The 19,740-nt window shown below is 34.1% G+C and carries 16 protein-coding genes; 10 read left to right on the plus strand and 6 right to left on the minus strand.

What is annotated here, in order from left to right; translation table 11 throughout:
• Positions 1-29: 29 nt before the first annotated feature.
• The 3 genes from DFQ11_RS07160 to DFQ11_RS07170 all read right to left on the minus strand — a co-directional run bounded on the left by DFQ11_RS07160 (position 30) and on the right by DFQ11_RS07170 (position 3,615).
• Entirely contained in the window at positions 30-1,343 is a 1,314-nt protein-coding gene (locus tag DFQ11_RS07160; RefSeq protein WP_110475179.1) for a (Fe-S)-binding protein, read from the minus strand.
• A gap of 15 nt (positions 1,344-1,358) precedes the next feature.
• Positions 1,359-2,306: an MlaD family protein gene (locus DFQ11_RS07165; RefSeq protein ID WP_110475180.1), complete on the minus strand. Its 948-nt coding sequence runs from the start codon at positions 2,304-2,306 to the stop codon at positions 1,359-1,361.
• A gap of 193 nt (positions 2,307-2,499) precedes the next feature.
• A complete protein-coding gene (locus DFQ11_RS07170) occupies positions 2,500-3,615 on the minus strand; it encodes an N-acetylmuramoyl-L-alanine amidase family protein (RefSeq protein ID WP_110475181.1) in 1,116 nt (371 codons plus the stop codon).
• 113 nt (positions 3,616-3,728) lie between these two features.
• Here DFQ11_RS07170 and DFQ11_RS07175 point away from each other — a divergent pair, with 113 nt between their 5' ends.
• From DFQ11_RS07175 to DFQ11_RS07190, 4 genes are all read left to right on the plus strand, one after another.
• Positions 3,729-6,497 (plus strand): putative LPS assembly protein LptD, encoded by a 2,769-nt coding sequence (locus DFQ11_RS07175; RefSeq protein WP_110475182.1) that lies wholly within the window; start codon positions 3,729-3,731, stop codon positions 6,495-6,497.
• Between the two features lie 177 nt (positions 6,498-6,674).
• Positions 6,675-7,055 carry a RidA family protein gene (locus tag DFQ11_RS07180; protein ID WP_110475183.1) on the plus strand — a complete coding sequence of 127 codons (381 nt, stop codon included), beginning with the start codon at positions 6,675-6,677 and terminating at the stop codon, positions 7,053-7,055.
• 64 nt (positions 7,056-7,119) lie between these two features.
• Complete coding sequence (locus tag DFQ11_RS07185) at positions 7,120-7,890, plus strand: TIGR02757 family protein (RefSeq protein WP_110475184.1); 771 nt, start codon at positions 7,120-7,122, stop codon at positions 7,888-7,890.
• Between the two features lie 136 nt (positions 7,891-8,026).
• Positions 8,027-9,514, plus strand: a complete 1,488-nt coding sequence (locus DFQ11_RS07190) for a S10 family peptidase (protein ID WP_110475185.1) — start codon at positions 8,027-8,029, stop codon at positions 9,512-9,514.
• 77 nt (positions 9,515-9,591) lie between these two features.
• Here the strand turns inward: DFQ11_RS07190 and DFQ11_RS07195 are convergent, their stop codons facing one another.
• The gene (locus DFQ11_RS07195) at positions 9,592-11,484 is read right to left on the minus strand and encodes a M61 family metallopeptidase (RefSeq protein WP_110475186.1); all 1,893 of its coding nucleotides are present in this window, start codon (positions 11,482-11,484) and stop codon (positions 9,592-9,594) included.
• An 83-nt stretch (positions 11,485-11,567) separates the two neighbouring features.
• On the opposite strand from DFQ11_RS07195, the gene DFQ11_RS07200 reads away from it, so the two are divergent.
• From DFQ11_RS07200 to DFQ11_RS07220, 5 genes are all read left to right on the plus strand, one after another.
• Entirely contained in the window at positions 11,568-12,575 is a 1,008-nt protein-coding gene (locus DFQ11_RS07200) for a glycosyltransferase family 2 protein (RefSeq protein WP_110475187.1), read from the plus strand.
• Positions 12,576-12,761: 186 nt separating this feature from the next.
• Positions 12,762-14,687 carry a BatA domain-containing protein gene (locus tag DFQ11_RS07205; protein WP_110475188.1) on the plus strand — a complete coding sequence of 642 codons (1,926 nt, stop codon included), beginning with the start codon at positions 12,762-12,764 and terminating at the stop codon, positions 14,685-14,687.
• Positions 14,684-15,937, plus strand: coding sequence for a dihydroorotase (locus DFQ11_RS07210; RefSeq protein WP_110475189.1), 1,254 nt, complete (start codon positions 14,684-14,686; stop codon positions 15,935-15,937). Before DFQ11_RS07205 ends, DFQ11_RS07210 begins: the two co-directional genes overlap by 4 nt.
• Entirely contained in the window at positions 15,937-16,269 is a 333-nt protein-coding gene (locus tag DFQ11_RS07215) for a hypothetical protein (protein ID WP_110475190.1), read from the plus strand. Before DFQ11_RS07210 ends, DFQ11_RS07215 begins: the two co-directional genes overlap by 1 nt.
• 2 nt (positions 16,270-16,271) lie before the next feature.
• Positions 16,272-16,916, plus strand: coding sequence for an alpha/beta hydrolase (locus tag DFQ11_RS07220; RefSeq protein WP_110475191.1), 645 nt, complete (start codon positions 16,272-16,274; stop codon positions 16,914-16,916).
• Here DFQ11_RS07220 and DFQ11_RS07225 read toward each other — a convergent pair.
• Complete coding sequence (locus DFQ11_RS07225) at positions 16,913-17,419, minus strand: hydrolase (RefSeq protein WP_229791257.1); 507 nt, start codon at positions 17,417-17,419, stop codon at positions 16,913-16,915. The genes DFQ11_RS07220 and DFQ11_RS07225 overlap by 4 nt on opposite strands.
• A gap of 2 nt (positions 17,420-17,421) precedes the next feature.
• Positions 17,422-18,183 (minus strand): MBL fold metallo-hydrolase, encoded by a 762-nt coding sequence (locus tag DFQ11_RS07230; RefSeq protein ID WP_110475192.1) that lies wholly within the window; start codon positions 18,181-18,183, stop codon positions 17,422-17,424.
• A gap of 90 nt (positions 18,184-18,273) precedes the next feature.
• Here DFQ11_RS07230 and DFQ11_RS07235 point away from each other — a divergent pair, with 90 nt between their 5' ends.
• Positions 18,274-19,728, plus strand: a complete 1,455-nt coding sequence (locus DFQ11_RS07235; protein ID WP_110475193.1) for a TonB-dependent receptor — start codon at positions 18,274-18,276, stop codon at positions 19,726-19,728.
• Positions 19,729-19,740 lie beyond the last annotated feature (12 nt).

The raw sequence follows: 19,740 nt of genomic DNA on the forward strand, positions 1-19,740 counted from the left end.
TCTGATTTAAAGTTAGTCGCTCAAAAAACCTATTCATCTTTCCAATTTAAACGGTCCATTTGGTTATAAGGCCATGGCGCTCCGTTATTTTCTATGTTGGTCATCATATTGTTCAATTCCATTGGTGCTGCACTTTGCTCCATTACCAAGAATCTACGCATATCCATAATAATAGATAATGGACTAATACTTACAGGACATTCTTGAACACAAGCATTACATGTGGTACACGCCCATAATTCTTCTGCAGTAATATAATCGCCTAACAATTGTTTGCCGTCATCCTTAAATTCGCCGTTATTCGCATCGATGTTCTTACCAACTTCTTCTAGACGATCGCGAGTATCCATCATAATCTTACGTGGTGATAATTTCTTACCTGTAAGATTCGCTGGACAAGCCGAGGTACAACGACCACATTCTGTACATGTATAGGCATTGAGTAATTGAACCTGTGTAAGATCCATAACGTCGCTCGCACCAAACTTAGCCGGAACTTCTTCCTCTGCGTCTTCAGCAGGTGCAGCAAACGGATCAGCATCCGGATCCATCATTAATTTCACCTCCTTAGTCACCGCCTCAATATTGTCAAATTTACCCATAGGTTCAACACTTCCAAAATACGTATTAGGAAATGCTAATAGGATATGTAAATGTTTAGAAAAGTATAAGTAATTTAAGAAAATAAGAATACCAACAATATGTAACCACCAAGCCGAACGCTCAATAATAGCTAAAGTATCAGGTGTAAAACCTTCAAACCATGGTGCTATAAATTGAGAAATGACGTTACCTGATCCCACTTGTTGAAATGCTGTATCCGTCGCATTCATTACTAAGAATAAACACATCAATACCACTTCAAAATAAAGGATAATATTACCGTCACTTTTTGGCCATCCCTTCATTTCTGAGCTCAAGAAACGCTTAACCTTAATAATATTTCTTCGTAACCAAAAAACAACTACAGCTACTAAAACTAAAACTGCTAAAATTTCAAAAGCGCCTATTAAAAATCCGTATAGTGATGTCGGAAGAACTTGTTGACCAATACGGTGAGTACCGAAGATACCATCAATGATGATTTCTAAAACTTCCATATTGATTATTATGAATCCCACATAAACCACAACATGTAAAAATCCAGAAACTGGTCGTCTTACCATTTTACTCTGACCCAATGCAATTTTTACGACATTGTTCCAACGTTGTGATTTGTTGTCACTAGCATCGACTTCGCGTCCGAGTTTAATATTACGAATTAGCTTTTGTATATTTCTAACGAAATAGCCAATTCCAGCAACTAATAGTATAACAAAAATGATATTTGGTAAATATTCCATGGTTGATTAATGGATCTAATTATTATTAATTTGAGCTTCAGTGGGTTCCTCGTAAGGTATTTCTCTTTTAGACAAAATACGTCTGTATCTCGCAGGATGAAGTTTTATATCTAAAAGTAATAGTTGTAATTCTTTTGATGCATTTTCTAAGTTTTCGTAAAGCGCATCGTCTTTTAAAAGTTTCCCTATTGAACCTTCACCTGCAGCAAGTCCTGATGCTAATTGATCAAGTTTAGCAACCATGGCATCTAAATTCTTTACCGTATTAGAAAGATTCGCATCGTTTAAATCTTTAATAAGAATCGCTAATTCAGAACTAGTCTTATCAAAATTTTCTAGCAGTGAAGCAATTTTTTCATCATTTTGACTAATAAGATTATTCGCCGAAGATGCTACATTTTTAAATGACTTTAATGTTGTATTCAATTCTGCGATGGCGTTTTTAAGTCCGTTATCAGATTCATCAACAATTAAGGCGTTTAGATTCGTTATTAAAGTATCCGAAGATCGAAGCGTTGTACCTAAATCTTCACTAATGCCTGAGAAGTTCTTTTCTAAAGATGAGATCATGCCTGGCTTTACTTCCGATTTTATAAAGTCACCTGATTGGGCTATAACTCCGTTATTGGCATCAACGATAGCTAAAGCGTTTCCGCCCATTAAACCATCTTGATATAATCTGACTTTACTGTTTTTTGAAAATTTAAGTTCCGGAGTTACAGAAAAAGACACTCTAGTTTTACCCGATTCAAAGTCGTACTTAATGTCTTCTATTTTTCCTATCTTATTCCCTTTAACAGTTACAGGAGACGACATACTTAAAGAATTATAATCAAACTCTGTATAGTAGGTATTAGAACTTGAAAAAAGATCTTCACCTTTTAGATAGGTGAATAAATATATAAACAAAGCGATACCAGATAGAACCAATATTGCTGTTTTTACTTCTCTTGAAATTTTCAATGGGCTTCTCTTTAGTTTTTCAACAAAATTAGGGATAAATATATTAATAAAGTTTGTTATTACTCATCATGTTAACGCATTTAGCTGCAAAATTCTCATTTTAATCATTAGCATTTAACATGAGTAAATTAAAACCAATTGAATTTCAACAGAAAAGCTAAAGTCTATAGACTGAATAAAAATTAGGCTCAATTTAGTTTGGTACTGACTTCAAAGCTTCAGAAACACTAATCTTTTTACCTTCTTTATAAGCAACAACAAAAGCTCCTGGAAAACCTTTTGACCTCGCTTTATCCTGTAGTCTTTTTACTTCATTATAATCAGAAGTGCTTCCGCTAAAATATTTATAGATATTACCAGCTTTCTCTCTTGAAATGTCGGAAAGTCCTTCAAAATTATAAGGCTTAGGATCTAAAGCTCTAGAACTCGCTGCTATTTGCACTTTAAAAATCACACCTTCTATAAGTTTCGGTGCTTCCTCTTCTTCTAACATCGTTCTTGTGTTAGTTCCTACAATTTTGTTTCCAACATTCTGATCGAGTTCTTTTTTATAGTCTAAGACAGCGGTTTTAATAGCCGCAGCCATTTTTGTCTGTCCTGCGCTTGAATTTAAATACTTACCTTCTTCTTTATTGGTTAAAAAACCAACTTCTACTAATACACTTGGCATATATGTATTACGAATTACAAGTAAACTAGCTTGCTTCAAACCTCTACTCTTACGTTTTGCTTTACCGATGAAGTTATCTTCTATTTTTCGAGCTAAAACAATACTTTGTTCAACATATATTTCTTGTTCGATACCAATGGCTATGGTTGACTCTGGAGAACTTGGGTCGAAACCAGCATAATTCTCTTCATAATTCTCCTCTAAAAAGATCACTTCGTTCTCACGTTTTGCAACATCGAAATTTCGTCCTGTATTTTTTTCACCTAAAACAAAGGTTTCAGTTCCGCTAGCTTGTGAATGATGAGCATTACAATGAATGGAGACAAATAAATCGGCATGTGCTTTATTAGCAATATTAGCACGTTCATGTAAAGGAATAAACACATCTGTCTTTCGTGTGTAAATCACTTTTATATCAGGATTCTTTTCAAGCTCCTTTCCTACATCTAAAGTTATATTTAGTGCAATGTTTTTTTCACTATACCCATTACCAACATTACCAGAATCATGACCTCCATGACCTGCATCTAAAACCACCACAAACTTATCTGATTGGGCTTGTAATGATGTATTAGATGTTAAATAACCTATAAATAAAAGAGTAAGAAATACTATGAGTGTATTGTGTTTCGTTTGCATAAATAAATTAACGGTTTATAATCTCGGTTTATTACACATAAGTTTTCGCTAAATTCAGTAATTTTCAACTTTATGATTTTATATAAATTAATCACAAAAAAATATCTGTACTTTTGGCGTTTCAAAAACCGAGCCATACTTTTACAAAAATACATTTAAAAGGATTGCGTACAAAAAGCTTACACATACTTTTTACCTTGAGTTTTACAGTGTTTATCAACACTTTTAGCTTCGCCCAAGAATTACCTAAAAAGACGGTTTCAATTCCGGCTAAGCAGCTACAAGACTCTACCTCTATTTCAATAGATTCCACACTCAACAAACCCTTAAATTCCAAGTTAGTTGATAGCACTCAGCAAGATACGATTGCAAAGAAAGAATTTTTGTCGGGCATCGTAAAGTACAAAGCTAAGGATTACGTTTCTATAAATCAGAAGAAGCAAAAGATCTATTTATACGACGAAGCAGAGGTTTTATACCAAGACATGGAGGTTAAAGCTGGAATTATTGTTATCGATTATAGTAAGAATTTAGTCTACGCAGGTCGAATAAAAGACTCTACTGGTTATACACAAAGACCATATTTTAAACAAGGTGCTAATGTTATTGAACCAGATTCTATTGTGTTTAATACGGAGACCAAAAAAGCCTTAGTTTTTAATTCTAGAACTGAGCAACAAGGCTTTAAAGTCTATTCTCCGATTACCAAAAAGGAAAACGACTCTGTTTACTTCATGAAAAACGGCCGATTTACAACAGCTGAAGATGAAGATGATCCAGAATATCAGTTTGTGACCTCTAAAATGAAAATGGTTCCTAACAAGAAGGTCATTGTAGGACCTACTTATATGGAAATTTATGGTGTTCCTACACCGATTGCTTTACCATTTGCCTTTTTTCCAATGACTAAAAAGCAAACTTCTGGTATTATATTCCCATCATTTGGTGAAGACACCGGAAACGACAGAGGATACTTTTTACAAAACGGAGGTTACTATTTTGCTATTAGTGATTATTTAGACTTAGCAGCTCTTGGTGATTATTATACCAATGGTAGTTATGGTTTGCGTTTAGAATCCAATTACGCTCTACGTTATAAATATCGAGGTAATCTCAGTTTTAGATATGAAAACCTATTAAATAGTGAACGAGGCTTCCCCGACTTTAGCAAAAGCACCATTTATAACATAAGATGGTCACACAGTCAAGATGGAAAAGCAAATCCAAACTCCAGGTTCTCTGCTTCAGTGAACTTAGGTAGTAGTTCGTATTATCAAGAATCAGTTAACCAATTGAATCAATCGAATTTCTTAAATAACACTTTAGCTTCTTCCGTATCCTATTCTAAAACTTTTTCAGGAGAACCTCAGGTTAATGTCAGTTTAACAGCCTCTCACAGACAAAACACCAATACTGGTGATATAGATTTAACCTTGCCAACCATGCAGGCATCTATGGGACGAATTTATCCGTTCGCTCCTAAAACAGGTACTAAAAAAGGAGCCATACATAATATTAATTTTCAGGTAAGCTCTAGAGGAGAATACCGAATTCAAACTAATGACTCTGTTTTTGGTAAGGCTGAAATGTTTGACGATGCTATTACTGGAATGAAACACAGTATTCCTGTCACAACTAACTTCAAAGTGTTTGATCATTTTAGTGTAAGTGCCAACGCTAATTTTGAAGAAACTTGGACTCTTAAAACTATTCGTCGTTTTTATGATCAAGCAGCTGACGAAGTTATTACTATTGACCAAAATGGATTTGACCGTTTTTTAACATACAACGTCGGAGCAAGTATTGGAACTACAATTTATGGGATGTATGACTTTAAAAAAGAAGGAAAAAATCCAAATATTCAGGCCATACGTCATGTAATGCGACCATCTTTGAGTTATTCTATTAGTCCAGCTTTTGACCAGTACTATGAAACGTATGATGTCATTTCTGCCGACGGAACTACTACCGACCAAGTAAAATATACACGTTTTGAAAAGTCTTTATTTGGAAGGCCTGGTGATCGTTATTCAAGTAGTGTTGGTATTTCATTAGGAAACAATATTGAAGCTAAAGTTCGCTCTAAAGATTCTACAAATACAGAACCAGAGAAAATTTTCATACTAAACAACCTCAACTTTTCAACATCTTACGATGTTGCTGCAGATTCTTTAAACTGGAGTCCTGTTCGTGTAAGTGGAGGCACGCAGATTTTGAATAAAAAAATGAGCATTAATTTTGGGATGACCTTGAACCCGTATGCTCTAGATAGTAATAACAATCTTGTTAACGAATTTAATGTGAATAATGGCGGAAGTTTATTCAGATTAACCTCAGCTAACATAAATATGAGTTATACCTTATCTAATGAAAGTTTTTCAGGTAAGGAGTCTGCTGAAGACAAGGCTGCCGCACAAGAAGCTGCAAGATCTGGAGGGCGAACAGATGGTTTATTTGGACGATCTGAAGACTATGCAGATAAACGCCTCTCAGATGACGACAAAAACAAAGAGAAAAACGAAAATAATGAGTTCTATAATTACAAAATGCCTTGGAACTTAAGGTTGGCTTATGCCGCGAACTACGGAAACACAAGACGAGAAAATAAAATATCATCTCACTCTTTAATGTTTTCTGGTGATATAGAATTGTCTCCACGTTGGAGTGTTGGTGCTTCCTCTGGTTACGATTTCTTAAATCAAGGATTCACATATACTCAACTGCGTTTTGAGCGCGATCTATTGAGTTGGCGTATGAACTTCTCTTGGATTCCTTTTAGTGATCGTAGTTCTTGGAATTTCTTTATTGGTATTAAATCTAACTTACTTAAAGATTTAAAATACGATAAACGCCGCCAAGCCGATAGACGTGTTGGTAATTAAGTGAACACAACTTAGGTTGATGTTGTTACAAGCTCTTTTTATTCCAATTAAACCTGATTTCACCAACTTTCACACCATTTTTTCTATCACATTTCCATATTAGCTTTAGAAAAAATTACCTTAAATTTGTTTTAATACTAATCTTAAATACGACGCCCTTTTCAGTGGGAACTTACTATGAAAAAAATTATAAATACCTCAAAAGCACCTGCTCCAATCGGACCATATAATCAAGCCGTTTTAGTTGGAAACACCTTATATACTTCTGGACAAATAGCCTTAGACCCTGAAACCATGGAATTGGTTTTAGACGATATTAAAACTGAGACTAAACAAGTCATGGAAAATATGAAAGAAGTATTAGCAGCTGCAGATATGACTTTTGAAAATGTAATCAAATCATCAATTTTTATTAGTGATATGCATAACTTCAAACAAATTAATGAAGTTTATGGTAAGTATTTCGATGAAGCCACTGCTCCAGCAAGGGAAACTGTAGAAGTCGCAAACCTTCCTAGATTTGTGAATGTTGAAATTAGTATGATTGCTGTGAAGTAATTGTTAAGTCTTTTTTAATTGTATGAAGAATGATTAATTTCAATTTTTAATCAAACATGTACCATTGAAACTTACAAAGGCAGAACTCAAAGAATTTCTCGACGAAAAAGTTAATCTCTATAACAATCCAAAGTTTATTGAGAGCGATCCGATACAAATTCCACATAAATTCTCTAAAAAGGAAGATATAGAAATCGCTGGTTTTTTAACTGCAACCATCGCTTGGGGAAATCGAAAAAGCATTATCAATAATTCTAATAAGATGATGGAGCTATTAGACCACGCTCCTTTCGAATTTATTACGCAGCATGAAGAATCTGATTTAGAAAAACTCAGTTCGTTTGTTCACAGGACTTTTAATGGAAATGATTTAATTCAATTTGTAAAAAGTTTAAATCATATTTATATAAGTCATAATGGTCTGGAGGCTGTGTTCGGAAAATTTGCGGAGCCCGATTCACTTCAACCGAGTATTCATCAGTTCAAAAAGATATTCTTTGAGATTCCACATTTAAATCGGACACAAAAGCACGTTAGCGATCCTCTTAAAAATTCTGCCGCAAAGAGAATTAACATGTATTTGCGTTGGATGATAAGAAACGACAATAACGGCGTAGATTTTGGTATATGGAAATCGCTATCGCCATCACAATTAAGCTGCCCATTAGATGTTCACTCTGGAAACGTCGCTCGAAAGCTCGGCGTACTAAAACGAAAACAAAATGATGGCAAAGCTTTAGCAGAATTAGACAGAGCTTTAAGAGATTTAGACTCAAATGATCCCGTGAAATATGACTTTGCCTTATTCGGTTTGGGTGTATTTGAAGCTTTCTAATTCATTTGGTTATTCATACCTTTACTACTTCAGGGCGTTTTCAACATAATTTAATCAAGTTAAAGTTGAAAAAAATGCACTTGAATTATCAATATTTTAAATTTAAATCAACTTCAAACCCACTAAATTTTCTTCAATGAAATTTCATTTAACATTACTTCTAACCGCGTGTTTTGCATTTAGTTTTTCTCAAGATTTAAAGATTCCGGTAGACACAACCGTCATCACGAATCATTCGGTTACCATTAAAGGAAAACAAATTAATTATAAAGCAGAAACTGGGTTTCAACCGGTTTGGGATGATCAAGGAAAAATGATTGCCTCATTGTATTATACCTATTACAAACGAACAAATGACTCAAAAGGCAACAACCGACCTATTGTATATTCATTTAATGGCGGGCCAGGTTCAGCGTCGTTATGGATGCATATTGCATATACAGGTCCCAAAGTTTTGAATATAGATGAAGAAGGTTATCCTATACAACCCTACGGCGTAAAAGACAATCCTAACTCTATTTTAGATGTTGCTGATATTGTTTTTATCAATCCTGTAAACACTGGATATTCAAGAAAAATCGCTGATAAAGATGGAAAAATGCCAGATGATAAATTATTCTTTGGTATTAATGCAGACATCAAATATCTCGCAAGTTGGATGAACACGTTTACCACGAGAAAAAACCGTTGGCAATCGCCTAAATACATTATAGGTGAAAGTTACGGAGGAACTCGAGTGATGGGACTATCCTTAGAGTTACAAAACAGACAGTGGATGTATTTAAATGGTGTTATTTTAGTTTCACCTGCCGATTATAAAGTGCTTAGAGTTGGCGGCCCTTTAGCCTCAAGTTTAAATTTACCTTATTATACAGCGGCGGCTTGGTATCATAAGATGCTTCCTTCAACACTTCAAAGCAAAGATTTATTAGACATTTTACCAGAAGTGGAGCATTTTGCTATTAACGATTTAATGCCTGCAATTGCAAAAGGTGGTTTTATTACAGATTCCGAAAAGCAAGTTATTGCCAAGCAAATGAGTCATTATTCAGGATTATCTGAAAAGGTGATTTTACAACAAAACTTAGATGTTCCTAACCGCTTTTTTTGGAAGGAATTGTTACGTGATAAAACCGGCGAAACTGTTGGTCGTTTAGATTCTAGATATATTGGAATTGATAAGGTTGAAACAGGCACAAGTCCAGATTATAGTGCTGAACTCACTTCATGGTTACATTCCTTTACTCCGGCGATCAATTATTATATTCAGAATGAATTAGGTTTTAAAACTGATGTAAAGTATAATGTATTTGGAAATACAGGACGCTGGGATAATTCTAACGATAATACGCGTGACAACTTACGTCAAGCGATGGCTCAGAATCCTTATTTAAAGGTATTGACCCAATCTGGTTATTATGATGGCGCAACCACTTATTTCGCAGCAAAGTACACACAATGGCAAGTAGATCCAAGCGGAAAAATGAAAGATCGTTTCTCCTTTAAAGGTTACAGAAGTGGACATATGATGTACCTTAGAAATGAAGATTTAATTCAAGCTAATGACGATTTACGTGAGTTTATTGAAAATTCACTTTCAAAAGGAAAATCTGCTAAATATTAAATTGAGTTTTACAATAAACAAAAAAGCCGATGCTTACAACAGCATCGGCTTTTTTATATAATTGTTTCTTTAGAGAATTAACCTCTTAACCAAGCTTCTCTTAATGCTTTCTGAGCTTCAGTAGCATTTGAATCTTCTACAATTGATTCGTCTTCCGCATAAGCTTTGGTTAACGTCGTTTTTATAATTACAGGTTCTCCATTACGTTCTAACTCCATCGTGATGTCTTTGCCAGCTTGCCATGTGTACATTCCACCAACTACTTGTTGAGCGTTCATAAGTGATAATTCCGTTCCATCAACTTTCTTAATCACATCGCCTGCTTGAATGCCTTGTGCTTTCCAAAATGAATTATTTAAAGCCATTTCTGAGAAGAAAATTGTACCTTGTTCTTGATTAGCATCAAAAATAATATTCTGTCCGCCTGCGAAAATATAATTCGTTTCTACTTGCGTTGTTCCTGTTTTTAGACCAACTAATGCTAAAAACTCATTATAATTAATTGGTACATCACCTTCAACATGTGTTCTTAAAAACTCTCCTACACTTGGGTAAGTCATTTCCGTTATTTCAGCAATAAGCTTATCGTCTTCAAAAGGTTTATCTTTTCCGTATTTTGCAGATAACTCTTTCATTAAAGATAACATACTTCTATGTCCATCGCTTTCAGAACGCATTAATATGTCAATACACATTCCTATTAATGCTCCTTTCATATACACATTATAGTAGTTTGAAGCATAAGGTTCGTCTAAGACATTTTCACTCATTATGGTAAAGCTCATCGCATCGTCTAAACGTTGTGACATTAAGATATTAGACATCATTGTATTGTAAAAAGTCTCAGCATCAACCAATCCCTCGTACACTTGAAAATGTTGCGCAAAATACTCAGTTACACCTTCGTACATCCACAAATGCTTAGAAAACGTTGGTTTGTGATAATCGAAATAATGAACATCTTCAGAATGTACAGAAAGCGGCGTTACAATATGGAAAAATTCATGAGCTACGACATCAATAATAGATGCAGCCAAACTTTCTTTAGTCGACGATTCTGGTAAAACCACCACAGTTGATGTATGATGTTCTAAAGCTCCCATTCCTTTTGGAGAAGTTTCACTTCCATCGGACAAATACAAGTAAATATCATATCGAGGTGTTGTATTAATATCACCTAAATAAGCTTTTTGAGCTTGCATCATTTTGAAGACCGTCTCTTTCTGACTTGCTGCTGTATGAATTTTGTTAGGTGAATACACACTTAATACTATTTTGATATCACCAACCATAAACTCTTCGACATCTAGGTCGCCATACATCATTGGATTGTCTGTAATATCAAAATAACGTTGTGCAAAATAGCTTGTGACCATGGTTTTACCATCTTCACTTATTGTTGTTCCTTCTTCTTCTAATGCCGAAGTTCTTACGAAATCTGCAGGAGCCGTTATGTCTACCGCATATTGATTATTCTTTAAAGAATCGAAATAGCCAATAAAACCATGAAGATTTAATACGAAGTTATCTTCTTCAATATTTGTACCTGCAGGCGAAAATGGTCGCTCACCTCCTATGCCACCTTCAGTTTCTATATCAAAAGTATCATTCACATAATATTCCAATTTATCTAATCGTGTAGCCTCAGAAATCGTCCATGAGTTATCATCTATTTTGGTTACGCTTAATTCGTTCCCTTCATAATCTATAGCTTTAAAATCATCGACATATTTTCCAAAGTCACTAATAGAATAGGTTCCTTGTACAACTCTTGGTAATCTATACGTTACTGTTTCACTTGTAAAACGTCCTGGATTTATAACAACAGGCACTCTATCATCTACTACTGCTGTTAAATCTAATGCAGTTTCGATAGGATTGCTCACCGCTAAATCATCAACGTTAACCTTTGCAGCTCCACAAGCTACCAATAGTGTACTTAATCCAAGAATGGCGATAAATTTTCTCATGTTTAAATGTTTGTTTTTTACTTGACGAACAAAACTACAATCTGTTACTATTAAATACCTAAAGGTTTTGTTAAATTCGCAGCATGTCAAAAGCCTTAGTAAGCATAATCACACCCTTCAAAAATACAGAAGCCTTTATAGCCGACTGTATGGAGTCTATTCTCGCGCAAACTCATAGCAATTGGGAAGCTATTTTTATAGATGATTCCTCTAGCGATGATTCTTTTAATATTGTTAAATCTTATGTTGAAAAGGATGCACGAATTAAACTTTATAAGAACAAAGGTCAAGGTATTATATCAGCACTTCAAACAGCTTATTCGTACAGTAATGGGGAATATATTACGCGTATGGACAGTGATGATTTAATGGTTTCAAATCGACTTGAAGTAATGCTGAATTCTCTTGAAACTTATGGCAAAAAACACCTTGCAGTCGGCCAAGTAAAGTACTTTAGAGCCGATGGCGTAAGTGATGGTTATGCCAAATACGAAAAATGGATAAATCGTTTGACTAAAACCGGAGATAACTATTTAGAAATTTATAAAGAATGTGTAATCCCATCCCCTTGCTGGATGATTCATCGTGATGATTTTGAAGCTTGTGAAGGATTCAGCCCAAACCGTTATCCTGAAGATTACGACCTAACATTCCGCTTTTATAAAGCAGGATATAAGTGCATTCCTTGCGATACTGTTTTACTTCATTGGAGAGATTACAGCTCGCGTACTTCAAGAACTCATGAGCATTATGCGCAGAATACTTTTTTAGATCTTAAGGTGCATTATTTTTTAGATTTAAATTACGATTCCTCACGTCCATTAACCATTTGGGGAGCTGGAACAAAAGGAAAGACAATCGCAAAACTTCTTTTACACGAAGAAATTCCATTTTACTGGATATGCGATAATCCAAAAAAAATAGGAAAACATATATATGGTCAAGAGTTGTTTAACTTTGATTATTTAGGAGAGTTAAATCAGCCTCAAAGTATAGTCTCTGTAGCCAATGCTGAAGCTCAAAAAGAAATTAAACAGTATTTTGAAACACAAAATATGCAATCGATGATTGATTATTTCTTTTTCTGTTAAAATTCTCAAAACCGAAACGAACTAATGACATTGTATTCTATATATTTGAAGCTATTAAGTTTAATATAGAACCTCATGTCTAATTAAGCGAAGACGAAATGCTTTAATCTTACGAATAAAATGATTTTCGACTTGGCTTAAACGAATATATTCATAAAGTTTTAAATAATAAACCCAATCACAGCAATGCAGTTTAAACATCCGGAATTTCTTTATGCGCTCTTTTTGCTGGTTATTCCAATTTTAATCCACTTATTTCAACTGCGCCGTTTTCAAAAAGTAGAGTTTACAAATGTTAAGTTTTTAAAATCTGTAAAACTTCAAACTCGTAAAAGTTCTCAAATTAAAAAGTGGCTAACGCTTTTAACGCGAATGCTGTTGTTAGCCTGTGTTATAATTGCTTTTGCTCAACCTTTCATCCCTAAAACTTCAAATTTTAACGAAGCTCAAGAAACGGTTCTTTATTTAGACAATTCCTTTAGTATGCAAGCGAAAGGCAGCAATGGCACATTGCTAAACGAAGCTATTCAGGACATCATTAACACGTTGCCTGAGGATGAAACCATCAGTTTGTTTACAAATGACAAAACCTTTAGAAACTCGACGGTAAAGGCGCTAAAAAATGAACTAATTCAATTATCACATTCACCAACCCAACTCAATTACGAGGCTGTTTTTTTAAAGGGAAAACAACTGTTTTCTAATCAAGGCTCCGCTACGCGAAATTTAGTTTTGGTTTCAGATTTTCAACAAAATGAAAGTCCATTAAATTTTCAGGCAGATAGTACTCTACAACTAAATTTGGTTCAACCGAAATCTTCAATGCTTTCTAATATTAGCATTGATAGTTTATATGTGTCCAGCTCAACAGCTGAAACCTTAGAGCTTAACGTAAAATTATCAAACCAAGGAGAGCCCATTGAAAATGTTTCTATTTCATTATTTAATAATGATGAATTAGTAACTAAAAGTGCTATTGATATTGACGAAGAATCGCAAACTACATTTACAATTTCCAGTACTGAGGAGATCAATGGAAAATTAATGATTGATGATGATGGTTTACAATATGACAACGTTTTTTATTTCAATATTAATTCGAAACCAAATATTAAAGTTCTCGCAATAAATGAACATGCTGATGATTCATATTTAAAACGAATCTATACCGAAGATGAATTCGACTATAAAGGTTTTAAACTTAATGAGCTTAATTTTAATTTAATCCCAGAGCAAAATCTCATCATTCTAAATGAATTGGGTCTTATTACCGACGCTCTAAGAACAGCATTACTTGCATTTAAATCTGATGGAGGTCATATTCTAATAATTCCTTCGAGTCAATCCGATTTAAACACCTATAATCGATTATTTCAAGACTTACAATTAAATACTTATACGAATCAAAATACCAATGAAAAACGCGTCACAAGCATTAACTATGAACATCCGCTATTAGAAAATGCATTCTATTCTAAAGTGACTAATTTTCAATACCCAAAAGTTACGACGTCCTATCAGTTTTCATCAAATGCGAATGCGGTATTATCTTATGAAGACGGCTCTCCTTTTATAATAGGAACGGCCAATGTTTACGTGTTTTCTTCAGCTTTAAACTCTGATAATTCCAACTTTAAAAATTCACAACTAATAGTTCCTGTGCTATATAATATGGGGTTACAAAGTTTAAAGCTTCCTCAATTATATTATACGATTGGGCAACCTAATTCTATTGCCATTCAAACGTCTATTGGTCAAGACGATATTTTAACTCTAGATACTGAAGAAACTTCTGTGATACCACTTCAAAAAACATATAGCAAATCTGTGGTTTTAGAAACAAATGATTTTCCTAGCGTTGCAGGAATACTCAATGTAAAAAACAAAGAAACTGTATTGCAGAATTTAAGTTTTAACTACAATAGATCGGAAAGCAACCTCAAGTATCATGATTTAAGCAGCTTAAAAAATACGAGTGTAGAATCTAGTTTAGAAACAACTATAAACGCTATAAAAAGTAACACAAATGTTAATGCCTTATGGAAATGGTTTGTTATTTTTGCACTAGCATTTTTAATAATTGAAATGTTACTCCTAAAATATCTTAAATGAACGCACTCATAAAATCTGCAACCATAGTTGATTCTAAAAGTGATTTTCACAATGAAACGGTTGATATTTTAATTGAAAAAGGTCGTATTTCTAAGATCGCCAAGAACATTCCCAACTCTCAAAATTTTAAAGAAATTAAGTTAGACAATTTACATGTCTCTCAAGGTTGGTTTGATAGCAGTGTCTCTTTTGGAGAACCTGGATACGAAGAACGCGAAACCATTTCTAACGGTCTAAAAACAGCAGCCTATTCTGGTTTTACAGCTGTAGCACTTAATTCTAACTCTAATCCTGTAATTGACAGCTATGCCGATATTACTTTTGTTAAATCTAAAGCTCAAAATAATGGGGTAAGTCTCTATCCTATTGGCGCTTTAACACACTTAAGTAATGGCGAAGATTTAGCTGAGTTATATGATATGTCTAGCGCAGGTGCTGTGGCGTTTTACGATTATCAAAAACCAATTTCGAATCCGAATCTGATGAAAATAGCTTTGCAATATGCAAGTAATTTTGATGGATTGGTTTTTTCGTTTCCACAAGAATCTAAAATTTCAGGATTGGGTGTAGCTAATGAACATATCAATAGTACCAAACTAGGTTTAAAAGGAAATCCTGCTTTAGCCGAAGAATTACAAGTAGCAAGAGATTTATTTTTATTAGAATATACCGAAGGAAAACTACATATTCCAACCATTTCAACAGCAAAGTCTGTAGAGTTAATTAGAGCTGCAAAAGCGAAGAAACTCAATGTAACTTGCAGTGTAGCTATTCATAATTTAGTATTTACAGATGATGTTTTACAGGAATTTGATACGAATTATAAAGTGCTACCACCTTTAAGAACAACATCTGATTGTGAGGCTTTAATTGAAGGGTTGAAGGATGGAACTATAGACATGGTAACCACAGATCATAATCCTATCGATATTGAGGGAAAAAAAATAGAATTCGATTATGCTAAATACGGGACTATTGGATTGGAATCGGCATTTGGAGCTTTACAAACACTATTTACTACCAAGAAAACCATTAGCCTATTAACTCAAGGCAAATCACGATTTGGAATTGCAGAATCTTCTATTAATGAAGGTGAAGTAGCAAATTTAAGTTTATTCAATCCAGACTCTAGCTATACGTTTGAAACTGAACATATATCATCAAAATCAAAGAATAGTGCCTTTTTAGGAATGACATTAAAAGGTAAAACCTATGGCATTGTAGCTAATAACAAAATTATTTTACGATAATGAATAATAAAACTGTTGAAGAAGGAAAGACTTTAGCCTTAGTCGCTTACTTGACCTTATTAGGAACTTTAATTTCCTTTTTCATGAATCAAGAAAAGCGTAATCCTTTCACTTCTTTTCATATCAGACAAGGTTTAGGTCTAGGTTTAACTTATATTCTATTAGGTTTTCTCGTAAGCAGTTTTGATAGCTTTGTGATAAGCATGTCCTTTTGGTTATTTTTTGCCGTCTTATATATTTATGGCATCTTTGGCGCTATCACAGGGAAATTGAATAAAATTCCTTTGCTTGGTGACTTTTTTCAAAATTTCTTTAAACCTATTGGCCAATAATTATGTCGAAACTACATTATATCACAAGACCTTCTTCACTAAAGGAAAATGCACCACTACTTATCATGTGCCATGGATATGGTAGTGATGAAAACGACCTATTTTCTTTTGCTTCAGAATTGCCAGAAGAATTATTTATCGTGTCTTTAAGAGCTCCTTACGCTATGCAACCTTATGGAAACGCATGGTATGCCATTAATTTTGATGCAGATAAAGGAAAATGGAGTGATAATGAACAAGCGAAACAATCTGTAACGTTAATTTCAGACTTTATTGATTACGCTTGTAAAACTTATGATGTAGACTCAAACAATGTGACTCTATTAGGTTTTAGTCAAGGCACAATTTTAAGTTACTCAGTAGCATTAAATTTTCCATCTAAAGTTAAAAACATCATCGCACTAAGCGGTTATATTAATGAAGACATACTGCCAGAGACGATCGAAAAAGGTGATGTCGCTCATCTTAATTTTTTCTGTTCGCATGGTTCTGTAGACCAAGTTATTCCTGTTGATTGGGCAAGGAAAGCGCCTGTGTTTTTAGAAAAATTAGGTATCAATTATAGCTATTCAGAATATCCGGTTGGCCATGGTGTTGCACCTCAAAACTTTTATGATTTAAAAACTTGGTTAGAAAGTTATATCTAATTCACATTCGGATATAATAGGTGTTCCACTAACTTGTAATTAACTTTATTGTCTTTGTCAATGGTGTACATCACAAAAATTTCACCCCAAAACTGACCGTCTGTAAAATTTGCTATTATCCATCTGTGATTTAAAACTCGCACTTTATTAATTAAAAGTTTATTATCGGTCATAGATACATAAGGTACTATAGGATGTTCATCGCCTTCATAATTATTCATGGCATAAACACCATCAATTACTGCCGGAATTAATTCATCCGTATCGTAACCTCGAGCTTCAAAATAGTTTTGCGCATCTTCATTTCCATCTATGTTGAAATAGTTTAATTCAAAGTTTTTATCCTGTAATTCTTTTATAGTCTCTTTAAATTCAGATTTTTGTGATTTTAAAGTCACAATATCTTTTTCGTATAAATCGATGATACTTTTTGAATTCACGTATTGAAATATGATTAACAATACTGAAAAAATAAACAAGTATATAAAAATTCTATTCTTCATATTTATATCGTAATTTGAAGGTTATCGTAAGCTAAAAAAACGTTTTCTGGTAATTCTTTCTGAACCTCATCATGGAAACCCATATGATGACTAATATGAGTTAAGTAGGCTTGTCTAGGTTTCACTCTCTCAATGAGTTCTAAAGCTTCCTCTAAATTGAAATGCGCCATATGTGGTTCTTTTCGTAAAGCATTCACCACTAAAACTTCTAAATTGTGAAGTTTATCAATTTCGGCCTCTTCTATAGTTTTCATATCTGTTAGGTAGGCAAAATCACGAAAACGATATCCAAATACCTGAAGTTTATAATGCCAACCATTAATAGGTATAACATTCAAATTTCCAGCTATAAAAGGTTCATTCTTTATTTCGGTCTTAGTAACACTCGGCACTCCAGGGTATTTCTTTCCAGTAGTAAATATATAATCGAAACGCCTTTCTAAAGCCTTAAATACGCGTTCATGTGCATACAGAGGAATATCACCTTGTCTAAAGAAAAAAGGCCTTATGTCGTCTAATCCCATGGTGTGATCTGCATGTTCATGGGTAAAAATAATACCGTCGATTCTTGAAACTTTTGCGTTCAGCATTTGTTGCCTAAAATCTGGGCCACAATCAATGACATAAGTATAATTGTCCCACTCAACAAGAACAGAAACACGAAGTCGTTTATCCTTTTGATTTTCACTTAAACACACAGGGTGATCGCTACCTATTATGGGGATGCCCTGCGATGTTCCAGTACCTAAAAATGTAATTTTCAATCCTAATGAGTTTGAAACAAAAATAAGGTTATTTTTTTGTTTACAATAGTAAAAGAGTACCTTTGCTTTTACGATTCAAACCCAATTTCTATGGAGGATATAACTTACACTGGCGACAGTGATTTCGAAAATATTCCGTCTTTAAAAGACAAGGCTTTACGTATTAATCTTAATGCCGATATTTATGGTACTTTTTCCGAAATTGGAGCTGGACAAGAAACTGTTCGCCATTTTTTTAGAGCTGGAGGAGCATCTGGAACTATAGCGAAGGCAATGTCTGCTTACGACAAGGATTTTAGTGACGCCATTTACGGAATTGAAGATGACAAACGATATGTAACGGAAGCAAGACTTCGTAAGATGTTAAATCACGAAGTGAATTTAATGGAGGAGCGTATTACAAGAGATAAGCATCCTAATAAAATATTTTTCTCTTATGCCAATACTGTGGCGACTATTGATTTTGCTAAAAAATACAAAGGTCACGGTTGGGTTGGTATTAAGTATCAAGTTGGACCTAATGAAGAATATAATGAAATTGTTCTACATATCCGATTTAAAGAGAACGATGCGCGCTTACAACAAGAAACTCTTGGTAAATTAGGAACTAACTTAATTTATGGTGCTTTTTATAAGTACAATCAACCTCGTAAATTACTTCGTTATTTATACGATCATTTAGATAAAGATCAGCTAGAGATTGACACAATAAACTTCTCTGGCCCTGTATTTAAAGATGTTGATAACCGTTTAATGAGTTTACAACTTGTAAGGAATGGTATGACTGACGCCGTAATGTTTGCGCCAGATGGAAACAACGTTTTACCTGCTCGTGTACTTTACAAAAAGAATATCCTTACCTTAAGAGGTAGCTTTAGGCCAGTAACTAAAGTTAATATGGACATGTTTGAGAAATCTTATGAAATGTTCGTAAAGGAAAATAAGGTAGAAAAAGATAAAACACAGGTTATTTTCGAAATTACCCTATCTAACCTTAGGGCCGAAGGAGAAATTGACGAACAAGATTTTATGGATCGTGCGAAGCTTCTGTGCTCTTTGGGACAAACAGTACTAATTTCAAACTTCCAAGAATACTATAAACTGGTAGAGTACTTCTCACAATATACAAGAGCGAGAATGGGCTTAGCCATGGGCGTTAATAACCTCATTGATATTTTCGACGAGAAATATTATCGTCACTTAAGTGGTGGAATTCTAGAGGCCTTCGGAAAACTGTTCTATAAGGATTTAAGAGTGTATCTTTATCCAATGGAAAATGATGATGGCAGTATAACTAATAGTGAAAATCTGAAAGTTCACCCTCGTATGAAAGAACTTTATAAGTTCTTTAAATACAATGGAAAAGTTGTAGACATCTCAGACTACGATGCTTCTAACCTATCTGTTTTCTCGAGAACTGTTCTTAAAATGATTGCGAACAATGAACCAGGATGGGAAAAGATGCTGCCCGAAGGTGTATCTAAACTAATTAAAGAGAAAAGCTTATTCGGATGTGAATCTGAAGAAGTGTTACATAAGAACTAAGTTTTTACGATA

This window comes from Winogradskyella epiphytica (assembly GCF_003217215.1).
GTDB classification, from domain to species: Bacteria; Bacteroidota; Bacteroidia; order Flavobacteriales; family Flavobacteriaceae; genus Winogradskyella; species Winogradskyella epiphytica.